10 protein-coding genes are annotated in these 10,671 nt (G+C 70.5%); all 10 read right to left on the bottom strand.

Annotated features, from left to right (window positions below):
- Positions 1-3: 3 nt before the first annotated feature.
- The 10 genes from ACHWVH_RS19185 to creC all read right to left on the bottom strand — a co-directional run bounded on the left by ACHWVH_RS19185 (position 4) and on the right by creC (position 10,670).
- On the bottom strand, positions 4-633 hold the full coding sequence (locus ACHWVH_RS19185) for a nucleotidyltransferase family protein (RefSeq protein WP_295943222.1): 630 nt from the start codon (positions 631-633) through the stop codon (positions 4-6).
- Entirely contained in the window at positions 633-1,685 is a 1,053-nt protein-coding gene (locus ACHWVH_RS19180) for an XdhC family protein (protein WP_394687797.1), read from the bottom strand. The genes ACHWVH_RS19185 and ACHWVH_RS19180 overlap by 1 nt, the downstream gene beginning before the upstream one ends.
- Before the next feature lie 239 nt (positions 1,686-1,924).
- On the bottom strand, positions 1,925-3,073 hold the full coding sequence (locus ACHWVH_RS19175) for a winged helix-turn-helix domain-containing protein (RefSeq protein ID WP_295923931.1): 1,149 nt from the start codon (positions 3,071-3,073) through the stop codon (positions 1,925-1,927).
- A gap of 291 nt (positions 3,074-3,364) precedes the next feature.
- Positions 3,365-3,853 carry a transcriptional repressor gene (locus ACHWVH_RS19170; RefSeq protein ID WP_017907264.1) on the bottom strand — a complete coding sequence of 163 codons (489 nt, stop codon included), beginning with the start codon at positions 3,851-3,853 and terminating at the stop codon, positions 3,365-3,367.
- A gap of 16 nt (positions 3,854-3,869) precedes the next feature.
- Positions 3,870-5,276: a glutamate--tRNA ligase gene (gltX, locus tag ACHWVH_RS19165; RefSeq protein WP_295923934.1), complete on the bottom strand. Its 1,407-nt coding sequence runs from the start codon at positions 5,274-5,276 to the stop codon at positions 3,870-3,872.
- Between the two features lie 165 nt (positions 5,277-5,441).
- The gene (locus ACHWVH_RS19160) at positions 5,442-6,326 is read right to left on the bottom strand and encodes a carbon-nitrogen hydrolase family protein (protein WP_394687779.1); all 885 of its coding nucleotides are present in this window, start codon (positions 6,324-6,326) and stop codon (positions 5,442-5,444) included.
- Positions 6,323-6,928, bottom strand: coding sequence for a GNAT family N-acetyltransferase (locus ACHWVH_RS19155; protein WP_267099580.1), 606 nt, complete (start codon positions 6,926-6,928; stop codon positions 6,323-6,325). The genes ACHWVH_RS19160 and ACHWVH_RS19155 overlap by 4 nt, the downstream gene beginning before the upstream one ends.
- A 299-nt stretch (positions 6,929-7,227) precedes the next feature.
- The gene (locus tag ACHWVH_RS19150; RefSeq protein WP_295923936.1) at positions 7,228-7,659 is read right to left on the bottom strand and encodes a hypothetical protein; all 432 of its coding nucleotides are present in this window, start codon (positions 7,657-7,659) and stop codon (positions 7,228-7,230) included.
- Between the two features lie 21 nt (positions 7,660-7,680).
- Positions 7,681-9,000, bottom strand: coding sequence for a cell envelope integrity protein CreD (gene creD, locus ACHWVH_RS19145; protein ID WP_394687778.1), 1,320 nt, complete (start codon positions 8,998-9,000; stop codon positions 7,681-7,683).
- A 227-nt stretch (positions 9,001-9,227) separates the two neighbouring features.
- Positions 9,228-10,670 carry a two-component system sensor histidine kinase CreC gene (gene creC / locus ACHWVH_RS19140; RefSeq protein WP_152246686.1) on the bottom strand — a complete coding sequence of 481 codons (1,443 nt, stop codon included), beginning with the start codon at positions 10,668-10,670 and terminating at the stop codon, positions 9,228-9,230.
- Position 10,671 lies beyond the last annotated feature (1 nt).

The following is a 10,671-nucleotide window of genomic DNA, read 5'->3' as shown; positions in this document are numbered from 1 at the left end:
TCGCTACGTCGCGCCCTGCGGCGACCGCTGCGGATCCAGCCACCCTTTCGCCACCGCCGCCTGTACATCCTCCGGCGTGTCCAGGTCCAGCGCCAACGCCGGCGCGACGATGCAACCGAGGCTATCCGGTGCCAGCGTCGCGAACAGCGTGCGCAAGCCCTGGTCGCCGCCCAATGGCAGCGTGCGCCAGCGCTGCTGCGCCACCACCGCCGGCATGCCACGCACGCCGGCGTAGGCGCTGACCGCGCAACCGGACGCCGCCCGCGCGGCCGCCGCCAGCAGATCCTGCAGATGCGCCGCGGCCAGCGCCGGCTGGTCGCAGCCGAGCACCAGGCTGTGGGTGATCGCGGCATCGTCGCCTACCGCCGCACGCAGGCAGTCCAGGCTGCCGCCCATGCCGGTGGACCAGTCCGGATTGCGCACGCATTCCACCGGCAATCCCTCCAGCAACGGGCGCAGCGCCTCGGCCTGCGCACCCAGCACCACCACGCAACGCGCCGGCGCCGTGGACAGCGCCAGGCGCACGACCTTGCGCAGCAGCGGCTCGCCATCGCTGGTCAGCGTCTGCTTGGGACGGCCGAGGCGGCGGCTGCCGCCCGCGGCCAGGATCAGCGCCGCGTGCGCCTGCGCCATCACCTGGCGCCTTCGGCCAGCAATCGCGGCGCTGCCGTCAGCGCATCGCGGTGCGATCGCCGCGGCCTGTCGCTCGCCTGCGCGACCGCACTCAGCCGCGGCGGCTTCGCCCGGCTGGACTGCAACTGCGCGGCGATGCTCAGCGCGATCGCTTCTGCGCCATTGCCTCCCAGGCGCAGCCCGATCGGCGAATGCAGGCGCGGCGACACCTGCGCGCGTTGCGTCGGGCTCAGCAAACGGAACAGGTCCTCGCGCCGCCGCACCGGTCCCAGCAGGCCGAGGAACGGGATCGCGCTGCCGGCCAGCGCGTCCAGCGCTTCGCGATCCAGTTCGAAATTGTGGTGCATCACCAGTGCCGCATCGCTGCCGTCACAGTCGGCCAGTGCGCGGGTCGGCGTGCATGCCAGGGCGCGGTCGGCCAGCGCCGCCAACGCAGACCAGCGCGGCCGCTGCTCGACCAGGGTCGTCATCCAACCCAATTGACGCAGCAGCGGCAGCAACACGGTGGTTTCCGGGCCGGCACCGAAGACGCTGACCCTCGGCGGCGGCGGCACCTGCACTTCGCCGACGCGTGGCGGCGCCGCAGACAGCCTGTGCCAAGGCAGGCACCACCGCAACGCCTGCGCGGCCACGCTGGCGGCGATGCGACCGTCGGCCTCCAGCGCCAGGGTCAATCCACCGTGCCCCTGCAGCCAGGCCTGGGCCAGCCCGTCGAAGCCCGGCAAGGCGAGCAGCGGCAGCAAGGCCAGGTGCAGGCGGCCCCGGCAACCGGCGGACGAACCCGACAGCAGGTCTTCGTCTTCGCGCGTATCGATCTCCATCCACACCGGCATGCCGGCGACGGCGGCCTCCGCGGCGCAGCGCGCGATCTCCGGCTCCAGGCAACCGCCGCTGAGCCAACCCTGTTGCGTACCATCGGGGCCGAACAAGGCCATCGCCCCGGCGTGCGCGTAGGTAGAGCCTTCGCGGGCCATCGCCACGGCCAGGACCGCGGGCGTGCCGCGCCGGCAGGCGTCGATTGCAGCATGGAGACAGTGTCGGGCAGCGGACATGCGGCGGCACAGGCAACGTGGGAAACCCGAGCCTAAGCGGCAGCCTGTGGTCGCGAGGTGACCCTGGCCGCCGCGTGTGGGCGTCGGTTCGCGGCAACAGCGGTACGTTTGGGCAACAACCGACGTAGGCATGCGATCGGGAATGCGCGGCATCCTGCCGAAGTCCGGCGCTGCGCCGCGGATGCCCTTGGCGCGAGTTGCACCGCCGCAAGCCATACCCCTGCGGCAGCAGCACCCGGCTACAGCAGATGGAAGCGTTCGAACCGCTGCAACGCCGCGTCGATCCTCGCCTGCAGCGCCGGTCGCTGCGGCGCCAGCCAGGTCCATTGCTGGATCAGCAGGCGGCCGGCGCGACGGTCCATCTTCAGGTCGAGCGCGGCGACGATGCGGTCGCCGACCAGCACCGGCAGCGCGAAGTAGCCCAGTACCCGCTGTGGCGCCGGCACATAGGCCTCGAAGCGATGGGTATAGCCGAAGAACTGCTGCAACCGTTTGCGCTGGATCACCAGCGGATCGAACGGCGACAGCAACTGCGCCCGCGTCGGATCCGGTGGCGGCGGTGTACTGTCCAGCAGCTCCGGCTCGGCCCACAGGGCCACACCTTCCTGGCCCTGCAGATGCACCAGGATCAGGCGCTTGCGCGCCACTTCCGCGGCGATCAACGCTCGCACCGCCGGTTTGGCGGCGGTCTCGCCATAACAGACCGAGTCCACGCCGACGATGCCCTGCGCGCGCAACGCTCGCTGCAGCAGGTAACGCGCATATTGCGCGTCGCCGACCGCACGCGGCCGCTGCCGCCAGCCGAAATGCCGCGTGGCCAATTCGTAGGTCTTGAGCATGCCGCTGCGCTGGCTGACCACCAGGTCGCCGCTGAAGAAACCGTACTGCAACGCGGCCCGCGACGGCTTGCGGCTGCCCCAGGGGTGGGTCTTCTCGACCAGCACCTCGTCGTCGATGTCGCGGATCGACAACGGCCCCTCGTTGCGGATGCGCCGCAACAACCGCGCATAGTCCTGCGCATCCACCGCGCCCCGGGCGTCGGCCTGTGCACGTCGGCGCGCCATCTGCGCCACGTACATGCGGTAGTCGGCGACCGGCACGTAGGCCAAGGCATGGGTCCAGTACTCGAACAGCGACTTGTCCTGCGACTGCGCCCGTTCCAGATCCCGTTCGCGGTACTCGGGAATGCGCGTGTACAGCACGTGGTGGTGGCTGCGCGCGATCACGTGGATGGTGTCGATCTGCACATAGCCCAGGTGCGCGGTCGCCTGCCGCACCGCGTCGGCACCGCTGCCGAACGGTGCCGGCGTGGTCAGGCGCTGCGCATGCAGCCACAGCGCACGCGCCCGGTCGGGCGCGATCGGGACGGAAGCGACGGGAGTGCGCATCGGAACGACCTTCCTGGCAATGCGGTAGCGCCGATCAGAATAGCAACCCGGGACGCGCAACGCGGTTCTCAGGCACTCGCTGCGGGGCTCCGCTTCGCCGTCGCTCCGATTTCCAGCGCGGCAACGCCGCACCGGAACGCGTGTAGCACGCTACCGCCACACGTCACGGCGGACAGGACGTGCCCGCGTTGCGGTGATAGCAGGCATTGCCGACAGCTATTCAGCCAGGCTCAGATCAATCGGATGCCATGTCCCGCAGGCCTGCAACGTATCGCAATGTCGGCACGGAGCTCAGCCCGCGCACTTCGCGCACAGCCCGTGCACTTCCAGGGTCTGTGCCTGCGGCTGGAAGCCCAGGGCCTTGGCGCGCTGCTCCAGCTGGCTGACCACGTCGCGGTCCTCCAGCTCCACCGCGCTGTGGCAGCGGTCGCAGATCAGGAACGGCACCGAATGCTGGGCACTGCTCGGATGGTGGCAGGCGACGAAGGCGTTGACCGACTCGAGCTTGTGCACGAAGCCGTTGGCCATCAGGAAATCCAGCGCGCGGTACACCGTGGGCGGCGCGTCGGCACCCACGCCCTTGCCTTCGCGCACCCATTCCAGCAGGTCGTAGGCCTTGACCGGGCGCCCGGCCTCGGCGATCAGCCGCAGCACGTTGGCGCGGATCGGGGTCAGGCGCAGACCGCGCTCGCGGCTCACCCGCTCCACCACCTTGACGAAGTCGGCAGCGTCGTGGACGTGGTGGTGCGGCTCGGTGCAGGCGGTCTTCTTGCTGGACATGGCGGTCTCCCGGGAATCAGCTTCCCGCTGGGATCTTGATGAGCGCGGCGTCGATGCGTTTCAAGGCCTCCTCGCGACCGGCCAGGTACACGGTCTGCGAGATGTCCGGGCTGACCTGGGTGCCGGTGATGGCCACGCGCAGCGGCTGCGCCACCTTGCCCATGCCGATCTCCAGGGCGGCGGCGGTGTCGTGCAGCGCGGCGGCGACGCCGTCCAGGTTCCACTGCGGCAGTGCGGCCAGCAGCTCGCGGGCCTTGCCCAGCGCCAGTTCGGCGCCCGGCTTGAAATGCTTGGCCACCGCCGCGTCGTCGTAGCGGGTCAGCGGGCGATACCAGACCTCGGCCTTCTCGGCCATTTCCTTGAGCGTCTGCACGCGCTCGCGCAGCGCCACCACCACCTCGGCCGCGGCCGGGCCGGCGGCCGGGTCGATGCCGAGCTTGCGCAACTGGAACTCCAGCTGCGGCGCGATCGTCGCCGGGTCGTCGCTCTTGAGGTAGTGCTGGTTGACCCAGCCGAGCTTGGCCATGTCCAGGCGCGCGGCCTTGGAGTTGACGTCCTTGACGTCGAACAGGTCGATCAGCTCCTGGCGCCCGAACAGTTCCTGGTCGCCGTGCGACCAGCCCAGCCGCGCCAGGTAGTTGATCAGCGCGTGCGGCAGGTAGCCGGCGTCCTTGTACTGCATCACGTCGGCCGCGCCGGTGCGCTTGGACAGCTTGGCGCCCTGCTCGTCCAGGATCATCGGCATGTGCGCGAACTTCGGCACCGGCGCGCCCAGCGCCTGGTAGATGTTGATCTGCCGCGGGGTGTTGTTGATGTGGTCGTCGCCGCGGATCACCTCGGTGATGCCCATGTCCCAGTCGTCCACCACCACCGCGAAGTTGTAGGTGGGGTAGCCGTCGGGACGGAAGATCACCATGTCGTCCAGTTCGCTGTTGGCGATCTCGATGCGGCCCTTGATCAGGTCGTCGAACGCCACCACGCCCTCGGTCGGGTTCTTGAAGCGGATCACCCGGTTGGGATCGTCGCGGTGCGGCAGGTTCAGTTCGCGCGCGGCGCCGTTGTAGCGCGGCTTTTCCTGCCGCGCCATCGCCGCTTCGCGCATGGCGTCCAGTTCCTCGCGGGTCTCGTAGGCGTAATAGGCCTTGCCCTGCGCCAGCAACTGCTCGGCGACCTCGCGATACCGGTCCAGGCGCCGGGTCTGGTAGATCGGGCCCTCGTCGTAGTCCAGGCCCAGCCACTCCATCGCTTCCAGGATCGCATCGATCGCCGCCTGGGTGCTGCGCTCGCGGTCGGTGTCCTCGATCCGCAGTACGAATTCGCCGCCGCGGTGGCGCGCCTCCAGCCAGCAGTACAGCGCGGTGCGCGCGCCGCCGATGTGCAGATAACCGGTGGGACTGGGGGCAAAACGGGTGCGGCAGGCCATGGAACGCTCGAAACGACGGGAATCGGGCGATTTTACCCTGCCGAGCAGGCGCCTGCCGGCGCGCGGGATTCGGGATTGGGGATTCGGGATTGGTACGAGCAGTATTTTGCCCAGGGACAGGACCTGCCACGCCAGGGCGGACTGCCGACGGCGCAAAATCCTGCCCTACGCGAACCCGCTCAGTTCCGCGCGCACCACGGCCGGTGCCAGTTGCCCGCGCCAGTCGCGGTCGTTGGCCACTTGCGCATTGGCGCGACTGGCCTCGAACGCGGCGAAATCCAGTTCGGCGATCGCCCAGACCTGCTCGCCGCGGGTCTGCGCAACGATGCCGTCGGCCGGGAAGCCGGCGTCCATCGGCGCGTACAGCGTGGCCTCGCCGGTGTTCACGTCCAGCGCCGGGCTCCACTCGGCGACGCCGGCGGTCACCGACTGGGCGACGAAGATGCGGTTTTCCAACGCCCGCGCCAGGCAGCCCACGCGCACGCGGGTGGCGCCGGCCTCGGTGTCGGTGCAACTGGGTACCACCAGCAGGCGCGCGCCGGCCTCGTACTGGGCGCGAACCGGCAGCGGGAACTCGCTGTCGTAGCAGACCGCCACGCCGGCGCGCACGTCCTCGGCCTCGAACACCTTCAGCGCCTCGCCGCCGTCGATCAGGCCGGTGGCTTTTTCGAAGCCGGTCAGTTGCAGTTTGTCCTGCCAGCCGTGGCCGCCGTCCGGGGTGAACCAGTAGGCGCGGTTGCGGTAGCGCCCCTGGCCCATGTCGAGCAGGAAGCTGCCGGCGACCACGTGCAGGCGATGGCGCCGTGCCAGGTCGGCGAACAGGGCCAGGTACGGCGCATGCAGTGCCTGGATCGCCGCCAGCGAGGCCGGCAGCCGCGCCGACACCTCGGCGCCGAAGGTGGCGGCCAGTTCCAGCGAGAGGTACTCCGGCAGCACCGCCAGCTGCGCGCCGGCCTGCGCGGCCTCGCCCAGCAGCGCGGCCTGCTTGTCGGCGAAGGCGGCGAAATCGGCGGGCGCGCCGATCGGATACTTGGCGACGGCGACTTTCATGCGGCAGGCTCCAGCGCGCGGGTCCAGAAACCCAGGGTATGCGGCGTCTCGCCGCGGTCGACCTCGTTCCACGGCAGATGCATGCGCAACGCCGGCTGTGGCAGGTAGCCGCGCTTGCGCCAGAACACGTCGTTGCCGCGGTACTCCGGCGGCCGCCGCGGGTCGTCGGGCGCCCGCTCCACCGAACAGAACGCGGTCAGGCGGAAGCGACCGAGCGCGCGCGCATGCGCCTCGCGCTCGTCGAAGAAGGCATGGCCGGCGCCGCGCCCGCGATACTGCGGCAACAGCACCGACTCGCCGAAATAGAACACCTCGGCCGGGTCGATGCCGCTGCCGGCGAAGGCCGCGGCGAACGCCTCGGTGTCGTCGACCAGCGGCAGCCCGGTGGAGGCGCCGACCACCTGCTCGCCGTCGCGCGCCAGCACGAACACGCTGTCGGGCGACGCTGCATAGGCGGCCAGGTACTCGCGTTCGTAGCCGAGGTCGCCGTCGTAGAGGTAGGGCCAGTCGCGGAACACCGCGATGCGCAGCTGCGCGACCGCGTCCAGGAACGGCACGATCCCGGCGCCGCGCAGGCGCTGAATGGAGAGCGGAGAGTGCATCCGTGCACTCTACCGCAAGCGTTTCCCTGGCGCTGCCTGCCTGGCGATGCCCTTGCATGTGCCTCCTTGCCGCGTCCTTGCGCGGGCGTCCTGCCCGTCCTGTGGCGCACGCGCTTCCTTGCCCTGCTTGCGGCGCCTTGGCGTGTGCGCCCTTGCCGCCTCCCTGCGTGGGCGTCCCTGCCCGTCCTGTGACCCGTGGCGGCATCCGTGCCGCCACCGTCGGTGTTTCTGCCGTCAATGGCCGATGACCATCCGACCGATCCGCCCGCCGTGGCAGCGATCGATGCGGGTGCCCTGCCTCAGCGCCACCAGCGGCACAGCAGCGCGGCCTGTGCCGGCAGCACCAGCAAGCGCGCGCGGCCTTCCGCTTCCCAGGTCACGAACCCCGGCACAGGCGTGTCCCCGCACCGCCCCACGTCCATCGCCCAGGCAGGATCCCGGCGCACCGCGCGCCAGGGGCAGTAGCGCCACGGCGCGGCTTCGCCCGGCAAGGCCGCACGCGCCTGCAGCGCGCCGGCCAGGAACGCCACCGCGTCGCCGGCCAGGGCGGCGCGGCTGCGTTCGCTCAAGCGCAGCCACAGGGCCCCGCCGCGATCGGCGGCGGTGACCAGCGCGGCCTGCGCGCTGCGCGCGAGCGCCCCCGGCAGGTTGCCGGGATGCAGGCCATGGGTCTCCAGGGCGGGCGGCAGCAGCGCCTGCAGACGCCGATGCAGATGACGATGCGCGACCATGTCCGGTTCTCCCCCGACGGCTCAGCGCAGCGACGCGCCGAGTTCGTACCAGTCGATCCGGCGGGTGATCCACATGATCGCGCCGAGGATGCCGAACAACAGCAGCGAGCCCATCAGCAAGGCGTTGTCTTCCGAGGCCAGCAGGCCGTACAGCGCGCCGTACAGCACGGTGAGCATGCTGGCGAAGCCGGCCGCGCGCAGGCGGCTGCGCAAGACCCCGGACAGGTAGAAGAACTGCAGCCCGATGCAGGCCACCGCCGAGACCAGATACGCCTGCCAGAACGGGATGTGCTCGGACAGGCTGAGCAGCAGCAGGAAGAAGATCGCCAGCGCCAGGCCCACCAGCAGGTACTGCAGCGGATGGATCGGCAGGCGCTTGATCAGCTCGAACAGGCCGAAGGCGACGAAGGTCAGCACCACGAACAGCAGGCCGTACTTGCTGGCACGCTCGGCCTGGGTATACACGTCCACCGGGTCGACCAGGTCCACGCGCAAGGCGTCGAGATCCTGTCCGCCGGAGGCCAGCTGCGCCTGCGCGCCGGTCGCCAGCGACGACAGCGCCCAGCTGGCCTGGAACCCCTGCGCGGTGATGCGGCGCTCGTTGGGCAGGAAGCGGCCGCCGAACAGCGGATGCGGCCACGGCGAGTTCAGCGCGATCTGGTTGTCGTCGCCGACCGGCACGATCGACAGCGCCTGGGTGCCGTCGAGCACGAATTCCATCTGCACGTCGTGCAGGTCGGTCAGCCGGCCCTGCTGCGTATCGCGCAATGCCGGCAACACCGCGTGCACGCCCTTGGAGATGTTGGACAGCCCTTCCGAGCCCGGCTGCAGCGGCAGCGCGCGGCCGTCGGCGCGCAGATTCGGCGTGCCGACCAGGCCGCGCACGTCCTGCAGGCCGATCGCCAGATACGGCGTGCCGTACTGGCGGCGATCGACAGCGGCATAGTCGAGATCGTCGAACTCGGCCTTGAGCCGCGCATGCCAGCTATACACCTGCACCTTGAACAGGCCGATGTGGCGCTGCGCGGGCTTCAGTTCGCCTTCGACCTGCAGCCGCCGCGGCGCCTGCAGCACGTAGCCGGCCTGGGTCTCGCGCTTGGTCACCCGCTTGCCGTCGGCGTCGAGTACGGCGACCTCACGTTCCTGGGTCCACGGGATCACCCGCAGCGGGCCGAGCAGGCGCTGCTCGCCGGCCTTGCTCTGCGACACCCGTTCCACCGCCTCGTCGCGGTAATGCTGGCGGTCCTGCACGGTGCCGCGAATCATCAGCAGCGGGATCAGCAACAACAGGATCAATCCGCCGATGGTGGCGAATCGCAACAGCAGCTTCAGGGATTTCATGGCGACCTCTCGGTTGGGAGGGGGCCAGCATGCGACCGCTGCGTGGGTGGGGTTTGAGGCGAATTTGAAGTGGGTGTGAAGTGGGAGGAGCCGGGATTGGGGATTGGGGAATCGGGATTGGTGGCCGGCATCCGGTCGACGCGGCGCCCCACTGTGGGAGGGACTTCAGTCCCGACGCGGGAGCCCCGGCACCGCGCTTCACGCCCTCTCGCGCGAATCGATCCGGCTCAGGCCAGCGGCAACGCCAGGCAGGCCACCGCGCCGCCACCGTCGCGGTTGCGCAGGCTGGCGTCGCCGCCGTGCAGGCGCGCCACCTCGCGCACGAACGGCAGGCCGAGGCCGGAGCTGCGCTGGCCGGTGGCCGGGCGCGCGAGCGAATAGAAGCGCTCGAACACCCGCTCCAGCGCGTAGTCGGGAACGCCCGGGCCGGCGTCCTCCACCGTCAGCAGCACGCGCGCGTCGGCGCCGCGTTCGGCACGCAGCACGATGACCGCGCCCTCCGGCGAAAAGGCGATGGCGTTGTCGAGCAGGTTGTGCAGCGCCTGGCGCAGCAGGTAGGGATCGCCCGACACCACCAGGGTCGGATCCGGCGCCTGCACCTGCAGCTGCAGGCCGCGCGCCTGCAGTTGCGGCGCCAGCGCTTCGGCCAGGTCCGCGCACAGCGGCGCCAGCGCCACCGGTTCGCGCCGCTGCAGCCAGCCGTGCTGTTCCACCTCGGCCAGCGCCAGCAGCTTGTCGATGGTCTCGGTGAGGCGCTGCTGCTGCTCGGCGATGTTGCGCACGAAGCGCTGCCGCTCCGGTTCCGGTAGCGGCTCCTGCAGCAGTTCCGCCGCGCCGCGGATCGCGGCCAGCGGGCTCTTCATCTCGTGGGTCAGCGACTGCACGTACTGCTCGACGTACTGCTTGCCCTCCAGCTTGCGGCGCATCGTCTCCAGCGCACGGCCGAGATCGCCGATCTCATCGCGGCGCGGCGGCGGCGGCGGCACCGGCGCACCGGCACTGACCGCCTGCGCATAGCGGTTGAGCCGGCCGATGCCGCGCAGCAGGCCCCAGGTCATCAGGATCCCGATCAGCGCCGAGATGCCGATCAGCCAAGCGCCGCGCAGCAGGATGCTGCGCTGGCTGGCGACGATGAACGGCTCGATGCTGCGGTTGGGCTGGGACAGGGTCAGCACGCCGATCAGCCGCTGCGGGTCGGCCGGATCGTAGACCGGCGCGGCCACGTGCATCACCGTGTGGTTGGGGTCGCCGTCGGCCTCGGGGCTGGAGCGGGCGCCGTACTCGCCGCGCAGGGTGCGGTACACGTCGTTCCAGCGCGAGTTGTCGCGGCCGATGTCCTGTCCGCGCGAATCGAACACCACGATGCCCGCCGCATCGGTGAGGGTGACGCGGTAGTCGACGCTGTGCTTGGGGAAACGCCAGACCATCGCGCGCGGATCGCGCCGCTGCGCCGCGGCCAGGTCGCGGGCGAAACGGCCGCTGGCGATGCGCCCGTCCTTGAGATCCTGCGCGGCCATCTGCGCCAGCACGTTGGCCGCGTCCACCAGGGTCGATTCCATCGCCTGGCGCACGCCCGGCTTGACCTCGTTGACGAACACCCGCATCACGAAGAAGGCGGCCACGCCGACGATCAGGAAGAAGCCCAGGAACAGCTTCAGCCCCAGCCGCACC

The organism is uncultured Xanthomonas sp., assembly GCF_964278005.1.
GTDB classification, from domain to species: domain Bacteria; phylum Pseudomonadota; class Gammaproteobacteria; order Xanthomonadales; family Xanthomonadaceae; genus Xanthomonas_A; species Xanthomonas_A sontii.
This window is presented reverse-complemented; position numbering and strand designations above follow the sequence as displayed.